The organism is Xanthomonas sp. fls2-241-TYG-148 (genome assembly GCF_030208815.1).
Taxonomy (GTDB): Bacteria; Pseudomonadota; Gammaproteobacteria; order Xanthomonadales; family Xanthomonadaceae; genus Xanthomonas; species Xanthomonas campestris.
This window is the reverse complement of the sequence record NZ_JARVTE010000017.1, coordinates 40438-58213: the sequence shown is the minus strand read 5'-3', so window position 1 is coordinate 58213 and position 17776 is coordinate 40438. Positions and strand designations below refer to the sequence as shown.

The following is a 17776-nucleotide window of genomic DNA, read 5'->3' as shown; positions in this document are numbered from 1 at the left end:
AACAACAACCGCAGACCTCTAGTTTTGGCTGGCATTGAATTACGGGGAGTCGACAGTTGGTGGTGGGGTAGTAGCCGTAACCGACCGTGCATTGGTGGGGTGGGCGTGGGCGGCGTGCGGGGCGCTGTTGTTTGGCGAGGTCGGCGGCGTTGGCGGCGGCGACTTGCTCGGGGGTGAGCATGGGGGTGAGCGGGGGCTCGACGATGCGCCAGGCTGGGGCGCGCGGCGGTTGGCGCTGTGCGCGCTTGCGGGTGGTGGTAGAGCGGGATGGCGGTTGACGCATGGCAAAGCCCTCCTTGACGAACAGGCCCCGCCGCCGGGTGGCGACGGGATGTCGGGAGGTTAGAAACCGCTAAGAGTCGGCGGGCGTATTTCCCCGAGGGGTGTTGTATTAGCCGCCCTCCCGACGCAGGCATCGCGTCGGTTGCACCCACAAGAATCTGCAGGCACAAAAAACCCACCGGTTTGACGGAGGTGGGTACCGCTCTTAGAGGAGTTTCTACGCTCCTTGGGGTAGAGATTGCTGCGGGTTTGTTGGGATGTCAACTGGTCAGGAAGATAGCCCTAGTGACAATCGTTCAAAAGCAGCTTGGCCAAACTAAGGCAACATCAGGAAGGAATAACCCGAAGCATTTCGGGCAGCCACGGAACCTCACTTGTGGAGCTGACGATCAACCCAACAGTTCCAATTAGTATGCCCGTCATCAAAGCCTACGGCCTTCATGATTGTGAGAGAAACGAGCATCGATAGGCTGAAAAGATAATTTGCACAGTTCAGGGTTACTTGATCGCTGTTAATTTTTACTGTCGCTGAGAAGTCACCCTGATGAAACAGGGCATTTCGAATATGGAGATAGCTGGAAATAGAACGAGCTAGGCACTTTGGATTATCTTGATAAACTTCAAACCCAAAGCCCTGTAGAGTTTTCGTAATAGGAATTGCTGCATTCTTGCTCGTATAGTCCTTCTGAATCGCTCGAGATAATGCCTCCAAACCTGAGATTAGGAGAAAGTATGTAATATCTAAGAACGGCTGACGCTGCCTAAATGTCTCTACACACTTGAACAGCAAAGACCTAAAACGAGTTTCTTTACAAAAGCTTTCATCAGAGAGTTTATTCAAAGCAAGCTCGATAAACATTGAGCGGGAATCTCTCCATGGATTGAAGGCATCCGATTCGATTACTGCACCACCACCATTGTTGCGATGTCGCTTAATGAGCGCCGACTCAAAGTAGTCTCCTGGATTATCGGCTGCATCTTTTGCACTTTCCGGCTCCGAAACAAGAACCTCTAGATGCTCTATGAATGATAAAACTCCCTCAAGGTCAAACAGGGTTTCTCGCGTAAGCTTTTGCCCCGAGACAGTACCAGTGATCTCGTGAGCACTCAGATTTCGCGCTCTTTTCTTAGCAGCAGAGTAATCTGCCTCGACGGGCCTAAATAAAAATCCTGAGGCAGAAAAACTTCTAGTGAACTCAAATCCATATATAGCCGATGTCTTCAATGTTATTCTTCCAATTTAGAATTATAATTTGATATGTAAAAACGGAGTTGGACTTAATCCTAAGATGAACCTGACCCTGAGGTTAAGCCGAGCCACGAAGCGGCTTCGGCTTGGACGAATTGTTGAGCAGCTGGCTAGAACGGTTGTGCACACATGGGAACCCTAGCCCAACCCTCGCAGAGCAAAAAAACATCTTTAAATCAAATACCTGAAGAGCGATCCTAACGCTTTTTTAAACGAACTGAGCCGAAACCGTAGATCTCCCATCCCCCACGCGCACGCAGACTTTGAGAAATTCACTTATCAACCAGGCTCCCTATTCCGTCTACCATCTTTCTAGCTCTCGACTTGCACACAGGCCCGCCCTTTCATGCCGCCCACCAGCACGTCGGGGGGGCCAGCGACGACCAACGGATGGGGCGGCGTGATGCCGGTAGAGGGTCCAGTGAAATGTAAGCTGCTTAAGCGCGGTTTAAGCCAGCAGGCGGCGCTTTACCGATGCGCTCCTTTACCTCCTTCATCTTCGTCACCGCCGGTAGCGCTGCCTCGAGTTCGGGGCCGAAATCTTCCAAACGCACATCGATGACCGATATAGCTAGTTGATTGCCGCCGTGAGAATGGGAAATGAGCCTCTGGTGCTCTTTGTCGTAAGGTGCTTGAGCGGTGGATCCACCGAACTCGCCAATGTTTGCAATCAAGATGTGCTGGTACATGTGGTACCGAAGCGCGGCAACCATGCCATCGAAAGTCTTTACGTCCTTGTTCATGGCCGAAACCACGTACATGTGACTTTCATTTCGCAGATCTGAGGCTAAAGAAAGATCTGTAGCATCGAAGCAAACTGAGCCCGTAAGTCGGTAGGATTTCCCGGTCTTCGTGGTGGAATCAAGTAGTTCGATGACGACCTGGTATGGTCGCCACGGCTTTATGCCTAGGCTATGCTCCTCAGGAGTAAGATTGAATTTACCTTGATCTACTTCGACCCAAGAGCGGCGGCCCGCATGTCGCTGCGGCACGAGCCATCGAGCCGCATTGATAGGTTCGTCACTGGTCGGATCTTTCGCTCCCAACAGCCCGTAAAACAACATCGCACCAGTCGAGTCAGAGAACGATCGCATGAGATCCTGGTCGCCGACGTGGATGCTGAGCTCAGGGAATACGACGACATCAATATGTGGTTTCTCCGAGACCCCCAGTACGTACTCGCGTGCACCTAAATGCTTACTTGTGAGGTGCAGCAGCGCCGCAGTGTGGTTCCGATGCTTCTCCCGATAACCAGGATTATCGAGGCCGGCCAGCCCATCCTTAAAGTGGTGATGGAGCGGCATTAGACCCTGGACCATAGCAACTCGCAGCCCACGATCTTGATTCAATGGCCATTCGATTGGATAGCGGTATATGGGCACGCCGCTGCTGACTCCGTAGAGCTTCTTTTGAAATCCAAGACGATTCCTAACAGCGTCGTTGAAATCTCGCCGTGTCGTGATCGTCGCTGCCCCTAGGCTCTTCCGTTCGGCTACACCCGGCCATCTCAACAAATGCATCAGCAAGTCCGAAAACCAGGGTGTGATTGCAGCTGTAGTGCCCCTCAGGCCTTCGGCAGAATGGAGCATGCCCAAGCGACGCTTGTGCCATGTACTCTTTAGGCCGCTGTACCAACCTGTATCTTCGCTGGCGAGCCAGTGACGTGCAGTGAAGTCGGGCTCTCCCGTAGCCGCAGCGCGCAGCAAGCGCCCAAACGCATACATCCAGGCATCTTCAGGCCGACACCAGGGAGGCGTGTCATAAGTACCGTCCGTTTTTTTTAGTGAAATGACCGCCTGCGCCTCAAGTGTAGCAAAGCCCGGATTTTTCAATTCTTCCCAGTCATCGGACCTAACTTCCACATTTAATGGAGTGAGGAGTTCAGGGTCAAACGTTCGTACTGTTTTTGACTTGCCTAATGCTTCCGCAAGCTTTAGTAGCGCATTCTCTTGACTGAAGAATTGGCGTGGATGGGTGATAACTGTCAGGAGTGGCAACCACTTCTTTGTGGGCAGAGGCGCACTCCCGGCTGACCATCGCCTTTCTGCAAACCGGGTCAGATGCCTAGGCGCCCAAGCAATCAACGGCTGCATGCCATTTCGCTTGGAATTAAGAAGGTGCCTAAACAGCACCGGAGATGACTCAGCCACTATTTTCCAGGCCTTTGATACCTGTTTCCTGTTCCTCGCATCGCCAAAGCTGATGAACCACCGCGTGTAGTGCGCGTCGTCCATAAGAAGTTGGTGACCAACGAGTGACACCACGACTTCCTCCTCGAAGGAAAGGTCCACGGCAGGCGACTTTGCTCGAGCGAAGAGGTGAAGGGCTCTATGGAATCTAAGTTCAGGTGCATTCTGTGGAACTATTGCTGCCTGCCCGACCGAAGCTAGAAGGAGACTAGCCTGTTGTTGGACGTACCAAGGAGCATCCCGCTCATCTAGCATTCGCGATGCGAGGCCTGCGAGCGCAACTCGGTAGGCTCCCACGTCAGAAACCTTAAAGTTAGAGTCCTGTATAGCTTCTCTGCCAGTCTCAGTTGCCCCGGCTTTGAACAGGTCCGCGAGCACATAGAAGGCAACTCTTCGCCCAAACTCCGAGTTTGGGCGGGTGTCGTCCAACTTGCTCAACAGCGCCTGCTCTATGGGCTCCAACAGCTCGACGCTTGGCCATAGGTCCAGCGCATATCGAAGCACCTGAACAAGGGAAGGATTGAGTGCCCACGCAGAGACTAAGCGTCGTGCAGCAGCCTGGTAGTCATGCCGTAACGCATCAACTGCCTTCTCACCATCGTTGGCCTCAGTCAGGTCTGTAATCCTCCTGCGTTGGCGCAGCGAACGCACAAGTCGGTAGGCAGAGAAACGCGTAAGCGAATCATCTCTCACCTCGTGCTTCAGCGCAGCCACAGTCGCCAGGCTAAGAATACCCCTTGCAGGTCTTGTGCCCTCTACGAGCCCAAGTTCTGCGAGAGAGAGAAGCCCGTTGAGCCCGGCTTCAGCGTGACGCAAAGAGTCGAGGTCAAAAGGACCACTTAGTTGCTGCTGAAGCGTCTTCATGCGCGCCCCGGTACCGGACTCAGTCCCAATCTCGACGAGCGCTTCCAGTTGGGTCTTCTGCGCGTTCAGTCGCAGATATGTGCCGTCGGGCCCGAATGTCGTAGTGTGCTTTTTTAGAAGGCCCTGAACCCAATCAGTGATTTCGCCACTCAGATTGGCGAGATCATGAGGCGTCTCCTCGTCGGCTTCCACTGAAATGACCAACTTCAGGTCATCGACATAGCGGCAGTAATCGTGAATTCGGAAGCTCCTTCCCCGAGGCTTACGATCTATGAAAGAACCAATTCCACGGTCAAAATCGAGCAAGTAGGCATTTGCAAAGAACCCGCTCGCTACCAAACCCTGTGGAAGCCCGAGCGGGAGTACGCCATCTCGAAACAATGGACTCAGAGCCAAGTCACCTTCGCGCCACTTGAAACTCAAAGCCCTCAGCGCAATATCCCAGAAGGCATTATCCGCAGGTTGCAGGTCATCCTTAGAGCTATCAAAAAATACTTGGTACGCAGCCTTCAACTTGTCCACGAGCAAAGCGATGTCTATGTTGTCAAAGAAAGCGCTCACGTCCATGCTAACAATGAATATTTTGGCGTCTTCGCCCACTTCAATGTTTTTTGCGATTACTAAGGGCCTCTCAATGTACTTTTGGTAGTCCTGGAAGTACCTGCTGTACGTGTTAGAATTTCCCCATGCGAACGAGGCAACAGTACTACCCTTTGACCAATTGCAAAAGAGCCTGTTCCCGTAGCTAAAAACACCCATTTCCGCTGCTCTCTCCGCAGGGAGCGAAGTATCGCCTTGTGCTGATTCAACGCAATCAGCCAGGCAAAGCATAACGGCGGTAGCAATCGATTGTTCTCGCACACCAATGTGAGCAAGGGGGCGTAGCACCGGTGTTTGCTCCCCTTCGACGCGCCGTGGCTGCCAACCACCCTCCGATTCAGGAGAGAAACACCACAAGCCGTTTTTTGGCGCCGGAACTAGCCATGCCGGAGCTGTCGCGTAATCTCCGTTTGCGATGTCTGCGGACCAAGCAGCCAGGTTTTCTGGTAGGCAGACTCCGGACACGTCGAGTTCCAGCACATCTGCGTACCAGTTGTATCGACGAACAAATGTGTGAGTCTTTTTCCATGCCTGTGCAAGAACGATCTCATCTTGAACAATTCTTGCTCGCGGATAAAGCTTATCGTACCGCGAATCAACAACACTCATATGCAACCCTTTAAATGGCTAATGCGCGGTGTGCGCTCGGCTTCTTCCATGAAGAAGTAGCCCCCTACTGCCTCTTTCGGGAAACGGTCGGGGTGCAGCATCTCTGAAGACGGTCGTATGAAAACTTTGAATCCCGGCCTTGACACTGCAAGGTGCATTCGAATGGCATCCGTATAAAGTGGTGAGGTGAAGTCAATAAGCCAAGTTTGACCGCCAATACGTACCACTTGCACCCAAGCATGAAATGCGTCCTTATCGCTGCACTGGGCTCCGCTATCTTCGTCTCGCTTGGCATACGTGAGAGTATTCAACCCACTATCTCCTCGGATTCTGCAAAGAGGACCGCAGCCTGCCGCGAACGAGGTGCGCAGACCGTACTTTTGGACTCAATAGGTACGTTCCGGTGAGCGCAAAGAAGACGCGGGACTTGGCGATGTCCGACACATCTACCCAGACACCAGCTAGAACGCCTTGAATAACACCGTGGATTCGGGAGAACTCCTCAGCAGAGATGGGAGGCCTAGTGGGTGATTTGATCATATCCATATGCGTGAGATCGGTTCTGTAACAACGATAGGCCAATCATCTACCCAGGGAACCCGCCCCGCAACATTGCCACTGGTACAGTGCGGGCGCTGGCTCGTCACTCTGCAAGCCAACAACCAGGGTCTGAAACAGACATACAGAGCTCGTCTTCAAACGGCAAGTGGTCGACTTTCTGACAGGCACGAGAGACCGTCACGCGCGTTCACACATCGGTGTATAACGCACGAAGCTCTCTGGACGCTATCCCCAGAGGATCGGGAAATTTCTCCCACGCCCAGCTCTCCTATCAAAATTGGTCGCAGACTAAGAATCCAACGCCAATCACAAAGGCACTGTGTGCCCCAGCTTCCCGCGCGGCCCAGTACGGCAGCGCCCTGTCTATAAGGAGTACTCCTCCGATTGTTGTTGGCGACCTTGACCTCATCAATGCGACACTTTGTACTCATAACTAGGCGATTCACAAGTCGATTAAGGGCTAACGATGACCTTGATGTCCGAGCCCGAGATGCTCTTGATGTAGGAGTAGCTCGTTCCTAAAACGGCAAGCTGATCCTTCGACACCTTCTCTGCCGATATCGCAGGTTGCACGATCACAAATTTAAATATCAACTCGTGGTCGTGGCACTTGTTGCGCAGTATCTCTATCTGCTGAGGGGTGCCCTTCAAAATTCTGTCGAAGTCCTTGAGCAGTGATTGCTGGTAGCGATCCATCAGGCGGTTAAAGAACTTATCACCGGTATACAGCCATTTCACCGATCTCGACGTCTGCCCGCATACCTCGTAGACGTCGGCGACGCGAGCCCCGGGCGCGGCTACGCCATCAGTCATTGGGCAAAACTTGCAGTGGAAGAGGTCAACGTAGATAGCACCCCCACTCTCCCGGATTGCCACTAAGTCAGAAATCTCTCCTTTTCCGTCATCGTTGAAGACGATCGAGTAGTCATCAGCGATCTTGGAAAAGGTGAAGCCTTGTACAGAATCCATACGTCGCTCAGCACGCATAGACTCCTGATGAATTTTAGTCACCCCCCAATCCCAGGGCTCGAGCAAACCGTCGGGCAGTCTTACATCAGTGCTGCTGAGCGAATAGTGGCGGTAGTTACCTTGCACCATGGATCCGTCAACCTTGAGCAGCACAAGCGGGTCTCCATCCAAGTAAGCGTCTAACGGCATTTCGTGTGGGTATAGTATCTTCACGCCTGGGCAGGAGGTCTTATATCCGTCTTCCAATAAATTTATCGCAATGGACGTGAGGAGACGCTCCTCGCCATCGTCACCCACGATCCAGACGGGGATATCCAACGTCCGTTCGCCACTATACTCAGGCTTACCAAGCTCAATGTCGATAAGGTTATAAGTCTCCCCCTGAAAAAGCAGCGAGATCCTCTGCTCGTTTTCGATCGCGATCGATTCAGGCCAGTCGGCGTAAAAGAGGCCTGCCGGCCAACTTCCACTGATTTTCTCGGCACGCATGACGTTCTTGAGCACATCAGCAGGATCAATGGTGTTGTCATTTAGCTTTACCGACATTCGCTTACACCACTCAACCCAGTAATTAATAGGCGAGGAGTTCATTTCCCATATTTTACCTTTGTGCGAGCAACCAACGGTAGCTCGCGCTCCACCCTCAAAACCGGTCGCAAATATATTCGATTTTTTCGCGTTACCTTTCTCGATATCGCTGATTACTTGATTGATATCGCGCCCCACGTGCATCGTGAACCGAAGGTCTTTCCGCGCACGTGATAAGCCAACGTTCTGCAGCTTCATCAATTTGATGCCGTGTAGCGTACGGAATGTCGGCTCACCATTGATGCGACGGGGAGCACTTGCCACCAAGGTAAGAAAGCGATTTGCCTGGGTGTCGTCACCCGAGACGTGAACGAAGAGGGTCTCCAGCACCTTGTCATAGAACGCGATGTATAGATTCCAGTTAGTATCAGTGATCTCTTCGGTCTGAGCCCAGCCAACCAGAGTCTCTCGCCGGGTTACGGCAATGACTGTATCGGCTTCCTCGTTGATCGAGATGTGCTGAAGGACTTCTCTGCGCCCATCCAAACCGTGCGCACGTTGTGGCGTCCAGTCTTTGGGAAGAACGTGATACGCCACGGCGCTAATTTTTGGATTCGGGTTTAGTCCGAAAATCAACTGGGCATCGTCACCGTCGGCAAACTGCTCGTTGAACTCCGCCCTCTCAATTTCCCGGTTTACCTTCTGCTCGCTAACATCTCGGATGATTGCTCCCCAGTCGGCGCTCTCCTTGTAAAGGGCTGACATTTGGTGGTCGGTCCTCTGGTTAGCGACATTGGCAACGAATTTGGCGTCACCAAGAGCCGCATCTACCCTCGTCAACCGACCAATAAACTGAAGCGTCACGGCAGGACTTTGGTGTTGATCATGAATGGCGGCGATCTTAAGCTCGGGCAGATCGAATCCTTCGCCAAGCATGTCGACGCAGACTATGATCCGGTGTTTTTTCTTCACGATCTCCGCCATGATCCTGGCTTGGTCCGGCACCTTGCTGTGGATCAATACGGGTATCAGATCGGGGTGCTGCTTGTAAATTTTAAATAGGTCTGTCGCCCGCTTATGCGATTTAGCCCGCACCATCATCAAATGGTTGTAGCCTGCATTGAGGTCGGCCCTGAGCAGCTCAACTGCCTTATCAGCGATGGCTTGGTCGGACAGCTTGAGGTTGTATTCTCGTACTGGATGGAACTCGATACCTTTGAAATAGCCATCGATCTGCGCATCCCTGAGCGGGTAGCTGTAGACGATCTTGCCACCCAGAGGCAGACCATCCTCCCGGAAGGGCGTCGCTGTGAACTGCATGCAAGGTTTGCCGCTGAAGGCTGTTTTGATCCGATTCCAACTGACTGCTACGACATGGTGAGCCTCATCGATCATCAGGTGGCTGCACATATTCACCAACGCCGCCAGAGCGCCGCCCTCGAATAACTGCAGGGACTGGGGAGTGGCCACAATGATGTTCGCGGCAGCTAATTCTACAACCTGCGTCTCAGATAGCTTCGAGTCGATTGCCGAAACAATGGGGTTGTGAGCCATCTCCGATATCGCCCCAACTGTACGAAGGGTCTTCAGCTCCGCGCACTTGCTCACTAGTTGAGCTCTGAGAGCGTCCGAAGGAACAAGGATCAGGGTTCGTCTCATTCTCGCCGCGATAATCAGTGCGAGCATTGTGTCGGTTTTCCCTGTCCCCGTTGGCATAACCACGGTGGCTGTGGCAGTGGGATCGATCAACAGATGACCAAGGGTCGCGTAGAGCGCGGCTAGTTGAGGCTTGCGCAAGCCAAGCGCCTTGGTTTGAGGATCATCCAGCTTGAAATTGAAGAGATGGTTTTGCCAGCTCTGGTACACATCCGAATGCGATATTACTACTTCGTCCATGGTAATTACCTGAGGGCAGAAAGGGCTTCGTGGATAACTGGCGAAATGGTAGCACCACCTGAGTTAAGCCACGCCGCGAAGCGGTGTCGGCTTTAATTAATTTTTAGACCTTGCCCCAGTTACTGGTACGGAGGTCGTCATGAGAGAACACGAGGTTAGGTTGACTTATCAAGTGGACCTGACCCCGTTTTCTTGAGGCTAGTTTTTCCTTGGAAGTAATTCGTGCTGTAGCTAAGAAATTCGGAAATTAATTGCTTAAAAATGAAAATATCGAGGTCGAGCAATGAAGGCTTTGCCCGAAACGAGACATGCTTCGCGTTACTAGACGCAAGATTGAATCCAACGGCTGCGATCCGCTTCTCGCTTATCAAGCGTCTTTCTCGGTTCTCAGGTGACGCATAACGCCTGGATGAAGCCGGATCGCAAATCAGGTTCGGCTTGTTATTTTCAGGCTTACTTTGGTAGGCTTGCTTCCGGAACACCATTTTCTCTCTGTGCGGCTCTTAGCTCCGCAGCCTCAATCGTTCCACTAACCGATTTAGAAGCTAGGGACACCACATGCTCCCAATCAGGCCCCAACTCATGCAGGATAACGTCGTAGCCAATTTCTTTCAGGATAGTGGCAAGCATATTCGCAGATGGACGTGCGTCGAAGAACCAATAGCGATCATTATTATTAATTGATGACTGAGCTGCGGCCAGATGGGTTTTCTCAACGGCTTCTCGAAGATCGCTCATACCTCTCCCTTTGGACCTAAAGCGTGAATTAAGCCGCGCCGCGAAGCGGCGTCGGTTTGAATGAATTGTTATGCCTTAATTGCTCTTGCTCTCTAGAAGCTCGGCGATTTCATTAGCGATTTCTTCCACGGTGTGAGTAGCAGTACTTCGAGCAAGCTTGTCGGCTAGCGAGGGGCTAAATTCAATAACCTGCTGCTTGGTAATTTCGTGCCAAATTGGAAGAAGTATTTGTTCGCCAGATACGGTACGGGTGACGATTCCATCTAGCTCGTAGTTGGTCCAACCCTTTGCAATGAAAGATGGTGAGAGAACAACGAGACCGACGCGGCTATTGGCCAAGCCCTTATCGATTTTTTGCCTGAGGCTGTCACCGATCCTAAGAGTGAACTCGTCGTACCAGACTTTCAGTCCTTTGCCGATAAGAACACTGGCTAGCGATCTAACGATGGACTCCTTGTCTTCAGATGCGTGGGAAATGAAGACGTCATAAGCCTCTGCGCTTGCCGCAACTTGGGGCGGAAGGTCTCTGATTAGGCTCGGAACAGACGCAAGAGGTGCTTCCCTAATTACTGGAAGTGGGCCTGGCAAGGTTTTGACGGAGGCGCGAGTGCTTCCACGAAGTCCTTGCATATCCACAGCGACGTACCAGTGCCCGGATGTCGGAATTTGAAGCCGGATGGGGGACTGCTTGGCGAGACCGCCGACAAAGCGATGGGCTCTACCATTCTTGTAGCTAGAGAAGTCGGAACTGCTCATCAGACGCACATTTGCGCCATTTGTGAGAGTTACCTCGACGATCTCGCCGCGTTTGCGATTTCCTAGGTCAAACTGCAGAAAGTTCAAAGGCGCTCCGATTTAGGAATAACTACTATTGGACCGCCTAAGCGCGTCATAAAGTGATCTTTATCGAAAACGAGAGGACGTAGGCAATTAGTCCCCAATCGCTGCCCTCTTGGCTAATAGCAGCCACCCTTGTGCGAGGCGCCGTGGCCTGCGCTGTAGTGACCGCCGTGACTGGTGGTGTGGTGCGCGCCGGCGGCCCTGACGCGCGCTTGCGCGGATGCGGTAAACAATCCCAGTGCGGCCACAGTCAGTGCCACGACGCTCCATGCCTTGCTCAACATTGTTTCTTCCCCTTGAAGAAATGTGTGGCTTTGCGGCTGCATTAAGTACTGCGCGCCTTGATCCTCGCCGAGTTTTTGAGTTGCGTCAATGCGCTTGCGCGAGTGGTCGCTGGCTTTATCGGCTTTGCCCTCATCCGCACTGCGGGCATCTTCTCCCGCGCGTGGGAGAAGGCTTGTTGTCTTGGGTTATTGGCTGTTTTCTGCGGTTGCCGGCTTGGCCGGCGCGGGTAGAGCGAGTTTATTGTTGAGTTCGGTAATCTCTGGGACGTTGCCTTCGGTCACCACACGCAATTGCGCGTTTTTTAGATTTGCCGCGTTGGTTAGCGGCAGGCGTACCTGCGTGGTGATTGGCTGCAGATCGCGTGGTGCCGCGAGTGCCGGAAACGCGCTCCGCGTCAGCTCCTTGCCACGCGCATCTTCCAGCACCACAAACCCGGCCGGTGCATCAGCATGGCCGAGGCTGTGCACAGTCACTTCGATGGCATCTGCAGTCACCCGTACATCGCCATGACCAATACCCAGGTCCGGGCGCAGTTCGACCGGGGTGGTGGCTGCAATGCGTTCGAGCTGCAGGACGGTGGTGCGGCCTGCGGGGAAGTCGATGTCGATGGAGGCGCTTTTTTCGAAGGCGCGCTCTTGCGTCTTAGCGTTGCTGTCGAGCTTGCCGTCATTGCCTTTGCTCACGCCCTGGGTGATGCGCCATTGGCCCGGGGCGATGTTCCAGCCGGTCATGCTGGCGCGCTGGGCTTTGTTGGAGGTGTTGTAGGCGATGACGGTGAAGCGGTCTTGCTGGGGTGCGGGGATGGCGATGGCGACCTGGGTGGCGGCCTCTGGATCGGCGAAGCGCCAGCTCACGGTGTGGCCGGGGTAGGTTTGGTTGCGCTTGAGGGCCACTCCCCCTAAGCGGGCGCGCTGCAGGTTGACGGTGGGGGATTCCACGCGGTCGCTCCACCAGTGGCCTTCGGTGTTCATGTAGAAGTTCTGCAGTTTCTCGCGTGCCTCGCTGCGGTAGAGGGTGGCGAGATAATCTAGATTGCCGGTTTGCTCCCAGGCAACAAAGTGTGGGAAGTCCGGGGCGCTGCCGTCGTCTTTGTTGGCGGCGTCGATGAGCTTGCCGCTCCAGTCGCTGCGCTTGCCCATGACGTCGAGGAAGTTTTCGTTGAGCAGCGAGAGGCCGTTGGGGCCGCTGTTGGCGACGCGGTAGTTGATGGGCTTTAAGTAACGCTCTTCGCCGGTAAAGCGGTAGGCGGCCCAGAAAGTGTGCAAGGTGTCGGCGCCGCCGCTGCCTTCGAACAGTTCGCCGCCGCGGGTTTTGCTGGTTTGCCAGTTGATCTCGTTGGGCAGCGCCCAGTTGCCCTTGGCGTTGGTGTAGGCGTGGGCGAGATAGCCGTCTGCTAACCCTGTGACGATGCGTCGGCTGTTGGGGTCGGCGTTATAAGCGCCCAGGATGATGGCCGGGTGCACCACCGGGAACGAATACGGTTTTTGCCATTGCCAGTTGGGTTCGCGGTAGACCTTGCGGCCGCCGAACCAGTTGCTGGCGAACAGCAGGTGGCCTTGCGGGTTGACCTGGATGACATTATCGAAGGCCTTGACGGTTTCCATCAGGCGCTCGACGGTGCGCGGGTCACCCCAGTTGAGATACAGCAGGGCGCTATTGAGGTTGATGCCTTCTTCGTAGGCATGCAGCTCGTCGGTTTCGATGGTGGACAGGCCGTTGGTGAACATGCCGTTGCGGTAGTTGGCATCGGACAGCGCGAGCATGGAGGCGTTGAGCATGTCCGGGTCCACGCCCATCAGGGCGACGCCGGGCCATTGCTGCACCAGGTCCGAGTCGTCGGAAATGCCGCCGCCGAAATCGCCGTACGGCACCTGGCGCTGCTCGATCCACCAGCGGATGTAGCGGCGGGTGGCGCTGAGGTCTTGCAGCTGCCAGAACGCCCAGGCCGGCACGCCCTTGGGCACGCTGGGCATGTCCACGGGCAGCGTGCCCTGGTTGGCGTAGCTGATGTCGTTCCAGTACTGGCGGCCGAGGGCGTGGTCCGGGTCCACGCGCAGCAGGTCGGTGATGTCGGCATCCAGCCGCTTGTAGAGCAGCTGGCGCTTGGAGGTGGTGTGCTCTTCCACCAGAAAGCCCCAGTTGTCCTTGACCTGGTTGAAGCGGTCGGCGACGTGTTCTTTGATGGCCTCGTTGCGTGGTTTGAACACCAGCTGCAGTTGGGTGCCATCGAGCGCATTGGCGTTAAAGCCGGGCGCGGCGGCGGCGATGCTGAGCATCAGGCTGTCGTTGCTCAGGATGCGATCGCGCAGATCCAGCCACAGCGTACGGGCCTGGCCGGGGGCGACCGCGACCGAGACATCGATCATGTCGCGTGCGGGCCAGATGGGGTCCTTGATGCGGATGTTGAGCGGGATGCTGCCGTTGTGGGTGGCCGGCAGGTTGAGCGCGGGCAGCGTGATGGCGATGCCGTCTAGGCCGTCGTGCATGTTCTCCCAGCCGTAGGACCAGCTGCGCATCAGCGCCTGGTCCGGCGGCGGGTTGCCCAGGCTGGACGGCACCAGGATGTGCACGATGGGCTGCTGCGCGCTGCTGGCCGCAGTCTTGTCGCTGGGGCGCTTGCGGGCTGGGGCCTTGGTGGGCAGCGCGACCACGGTCTGGCGCTCGCTCAGCGGGTAGCGGCCGGCGATGACATCGCGCAGCGTGGCGAGGTTGTCGTAGTCGGGCTGGATGTCGCTGCGCACGGTGTAGCTGAGCTGCGCGCTGCCGGTGGGCACCTCGCCCGGCTGCACGTTGTAGGCCCAGATTTCCTGGATGGGGGTTTCCTGCGCGGTGTTGGCAAAGCGCAGCGTGCCGCCGCGGCGCTCGGCAAACGTATCCACGCTGCGCACCACGCCTTGCTTGCGGTCGAACAGCGGCTGCGCTTGCGCGTTGGTTGCACCGGTGGCGGTGGGCGCGGTGTAGCTGGCCTGGCCATAGGCGGCGCCGCGCAGCTCGATGCGGTTGACTGGCTCGTCTGGCAGGGTGAGGTCCAGCGCCTTGCCGCCTTCGACGTAGGTGTTCCAGTCGGGCAGCTGGAAGTAGTCGTTGCGGCCGGGCAGGCGCGAACGGTTATAGACGCCTGGCCAGGTGGTTTCGGCGATGCCGTCGGTGGCCTTCCACATCCATTGCTTGAGATCGCGCGCGTCGGTGAATTCCACCTTGCGGATGCGGGTGACCGGTGCGGTGAGCGCAGGCGGCGTGTGGCCGTTGTCCCAGCCGTAGCGGTGCAGGAAGGCGGCGTTTTGCGCTTGCGGGGTGGGTGCTTCAGCGCTGGTGGGTTCCCGCAGGCGTGCGAGCGCGGCGGCGCCGGCGTCATCGAGCATGCGGTCGTAGATGCGGATCTCGTCGAAGTCGCTGCCGCGCAGGAAGTTGTAGCGGCTCTGCACCTGGTGCGGCGACATCACGCGGCCGGCCAGGCCGAACTGGTCGAGCGCGGCGTCGAAGTCGAGCGCGCCACCGCTGGCACACGGTGGGCCGCAGTCCACGCGTGCGGCTTCCTTTCCATCCACGTACAGGCGCACGCCGCGGGTTTCATCCCAGGCAAAGGCGATGTGGGTCCAGTCGCTGGCAGCGGGATGTTTATCCAGCTTGAAGGAGACGCGGGTGCGCGCCAGGTTGGCGTCGGTGACGAAGGCATCGAAGCCGTGGCCGTTCCAGTCGATGCGCAGCCAGGCCATGTCCCAGCTGGTGTGGTCGGCGTAGCCGACACGGAAGATCACGAATGGTGCTTCGCCAACGGCGTAGCGCGCGCGCCAGAAGAAGCTCAGCGTGCCGCGCTGGGTGTAGAGGTTGCCGGGCGCATTCCACGACAGCACGCCGTCGTCGGCCCATTCGATGGCGTTGCCGCGTTTGCCGGTGGGCACCAGCGCGATCTTGTCGCGGAAGTTGGGCACGCCATGGCCGCGGGCGACATCGGCCTCCAGGCTGCGGTCGGCCGAGACACGGAACAACAGCTCCGGCGCGGTGGGGGTGGCCGCGCTCAGCGGCAGCGCGATCATGTACAGCATTCCCAACAAAACCTTCGACACGCTCACCTCGTACTGTTCACCACGCAAAACGGCCACCGCCTGGTTGGCGGTGGCGGCGACGCACTTGCTCAGCCCACCTTACAGGCCATTGGCGGCGCGCCACTTGGGCACGTCCTCCTTCAACAACTTGTCCGGCCAGGTGCCATGCCAGGCGTAGCCGACGCGGCGCTCGTTGGGCACTTTCATGTAGTCGGTCAATGCAACGCCCTCGCGGTTGGCATACAGCGGACGTTGATTCTGCAGGTCGTAGAAGCGCGCCCATAATGACGCACCCGGTTGCGCGACGAGGATCACATCCTTGCCGGTTTCCTGGGTGGGGTCGTCGATCTTCTTGGTGGCCAGGTCGCGCATGCGAGGGGTGTCGAACCAGGTGGCGGCCGCTTGCACCGCGGTCTTGATCTTGGCCGACGGGCTGGGCTGGCGCATCAGGAACCGCACGATGCTCACCGACTCACTGGACGACAGCGAAGCGAGCTCATACGCACGCGCCTTGGCCGGCTTGAGCGTGACTTCGTCGTACTGCGCGCCCCAGATGGTGAGCGTGCCGCCGATCTTGACCTGGGTGGCGAGCACGCATTCCAGGCCCTTGGTTACCGCCTGCTGCGCGCGTGCGCCGTGGCTGCCACGCAGCTGCGCGCCGGTGTCGCCCTTGCCCTCGCCGATGTCCTGCAACAGGTTGAGCACGCGCACCATGGCGTCGTCGTTGTAGGTGATCTGGTGGTGGTAGGACGACAGATCCGGGTAGAACTGCGGCCAGCCGCCGTTGGCGTATTGCGCCTTGAGCAGGTACTCCACGCCACGACGTGCGGCGGCAATGTACTTGGCGTTCTTTTCGTTCTTGAAGGCGGTGGACAGGTACGTGATTTCGTACGTGGTGGCCTTGTTGTCGATGGTGGCGTCGTCCTTGCGCCCGGGTTGCTTGAGCTCGGCGATTTCGGCGGCGGTGAAGGTGCGGGTGTAGTCCACCGCCACGCCCTTGTACTGCTTGGACCAGCCACCGGAGGCGGTCTGCAGCAGCAGCATGTTGTCGGCGATGTGGTCGGCCATGGCCGCCAATGGTGCGAGCAACAGGGCGCCGGCGAAGGCGAGCGTGGACAGGTGCAGCGTATGCGAACGGTTCATCAGAACGGCCTCCAGGAGCCCAGCACGGTGGAGCGGTCCAGCGCAGCGGCCTGTGCGGCGGTGAGCTGGCGTGACCATTTCACGCGGCGCGACGGGTTGGCCCCGGCGCCGGTGTTCTGGTATTCGCTGTAGCGGGCGGTGGCCTCGTTGGCCGCGTTGCCCCAGTTGTTCCAGCCCTCGGGCACGATGTGCGCGCCGAGCTGGCTAGTGATGAAACTCACGCTGGCGTACGGCCGCCACGGCCGGCCCAGGAACACGCGCGAGACACCGCTGGCGGCGGTGATGCGTGCATTGCGAAACACAAAGCCGCGTGCGCTCTCCTGCGGCGTGGAAGCAGCGGTGAGATAGCCATCGCCCAGCGAATGCAGCTGCACGTTTTCGAACAGGGCAGTGCCGGCGCCGAAGACGAAATCCACGGTGCCTTCGACATAGCAGTCGAGGAAATACGAGAGCTTGGCGCCGCGCAGGTACAGCGTGTCCTGGTAGCCGAGGAAACGCACATTGCGGAACGCCGCGCGGTCGCCATCCACACGCACCGCCACCGCCTGGCCCACCGGGCCTGCGTGGTTGCCGAAGCTCAGTTGCTCGGCGGTGAAGTCGTTGCCGGCGATGATGACGCTGGACGAGCCGGAGGTGCCGTACTCCTTACCGGTGGCCGGATTGATACGCGCAGCGTAGTTATCGTAGGTGATGACGGTTTGGGTGGCGCCAGCGCCAACCATCTTCAATGCCGGTGCGTTGGCCGGCACCACCAGCAGCTCTTGATACACGCCCGCGCCGACGCTGATCTGCGCGCGCTTGCCGCCCTGCACGGCGGCGTCCACCGCGGCCTGCACGGTGCGGTAGCCGGCGTTGCCTTGCTTGGCCACGGTATAGACCGGGTCGGCGGCGAAGGCCGCGGTACTGCCCAGTGCGCTCATCGCCAATACGGCGCTGCCGGCGATGCTGCGTAACACGCGTCTGCGATGCTCTTGCAT

General features: G+C 56.9%; 9 protein-coding genes. All 9 read right to left on the bottom strand.

The window, feature by feature from the left end; genetic code table 11:
- Positions 1–652: 652 nt before the first annotated feature.
- Positions 653–1507, bottom strand: a complete 855-nt coding sequence (locus tag QRM60_RS16570) for a hypothetical protein (RefSeq protein WP_285446638.1) — start codon at positions 1505–1507, stop codon at positions 653–655.
- Positions 1508–1968: 461 nt separating this feature from the next.
- Complete coding sequence (locus tag QRM60_RS16565) at positions 1969–5793, bottom strand: RNA-directed DNA polymerase (protein ID WP_285446637.1); 3825 nt, start codon at positions 5791–5793, stop codon at positions 1969–1971.
- Positions 5790–6104: a DUF2026 family protein gene (locus QRM60_RS16560; protein WP_285446636.1), complete on the bottom strand. Its 315-nt coding sequence runs from the start codon at positions 6102–6104 to the stop codon at positions 5790–5792. The genes QRM60_RS16565 and QRM60_RS16560 overlap by 4 nt, the downstream gene beginning before the upstream one ends.
- A gap of 703 nt (positions 6105–6807) precedes the next feature.
- Positions 6808–9747: a DEAD/DEAH box helicase family protein gene (locus tag QRM60_RS16555; protein ID WP_285446635.1), complete on the bottom strand. Its 2940-nt coding sequence runs from the start codon at positions 9745–9747 to the stop codon at positions 6808–6810.
- A 453-nt stretch (positions 9748–10200) separates the two neighbouring features.
- The gene (locus QRM60_RS16550; protein WP_221261761.1) at positions 10201–10485 is read right to left on the bottom strand and encodes a hypothetical protein; all 285 of its coding nucleotides are present in this window, start codon (positions 10483–10485) and stop codon (positions 10201–10203) included.
- 75 nt (positions 10486–10560) lie between these two features.
- On the bottom strand, positions 10561–11328 hold the full coding sequence (locus QRM60_RS16545) for a DUF1883 domain-containing protein (RefSeq protein WP_285446634.1): 768 nt from the start codon (positions 11326–11328) through the stop codon (positions 10561–10563).
- A gap of 467 nt (positions 11329–11795) precedes the next feature.
- Entirely contained in the window at positions 11796–15656 is a 3861-nt protein-coding gene (locus tag QRM60_RS16540) for a LamG-like jellyroll fold domain-containing protein (protein ID WP_285446639.1), read from the bottom strand.
- A gap of 99 nt (positions 15657–15755) precedes the next feature.
- Positions 15756–16799, bottom strand: coding sequence for a pectate lyase (gene pelA, locus QRM60_RS16535; RefSeq protein ID WP_285446633.1), 1044 nt, complete (start codon positions 16797–16799; stop codon positions 15756–15758).
- Positions 16799–17776, bottom strand: a complete 978-nt coding sequence (locus QRM60_RS16530; RefSeq protein WP_285446632.1) for a pectinesterase family protein — start codon at positions 17774–17776, stop codon at positions 16799–16801. The genes pelA and QRM60_RS16530 overlap by 1 nt, the downstream gene beginning before the upstream one ends.

What these genes read in the sequence shown, in the direction of transcription:
- QRM60_RS16530 (WP_285446632.1), bottom strand. Translation starts at nt 17,776, where the DNA reads ATGCAAGAGCATCGCAGACGCGTGTTACGCAGCATCGCCGGCAGCGCC.
- pelA (WP_285446633.1), bottom strand. Translation starts at nt 16,799, where the DNA reads ATGAACCGTTCGCATACGCTGCACCTGTCCACGCTCGCCTTCGCCGGC.
- QRM60_RS16565 (WP_285446637.1), bottom strand. Translation starts at nt 5,793, where the DNA reads ATGAGTGTTGTTGATTCGCGGTACGATAAGCTTTATCCGCGAGCAAGA.
- QRM60_RS16540 (WP_285446639.1), bottom strand. Translation starts at nt 15,656, where the DNA reads ATGCTGTACATGATCGCGCTGCCGCTGAGCGCGGCCACCCCCACCGCG.
- QRM60_RS16550 (WP_221261761.1), bottom strand. Translation starts at nt 10,485, where the DNA reads ATGAGCGATCTTCGAGAAGCCGTTGAGAAAACCCATCTGGCCGCAGCT.
- QRM60_RS16555 (WP_285446635.1), bottom strand. Translation starts at nt 9,747, where the DNA reads ATGGACGAAGTAGTAATATCGCATTCGGATGTGTACCAGAGCTGGCAA.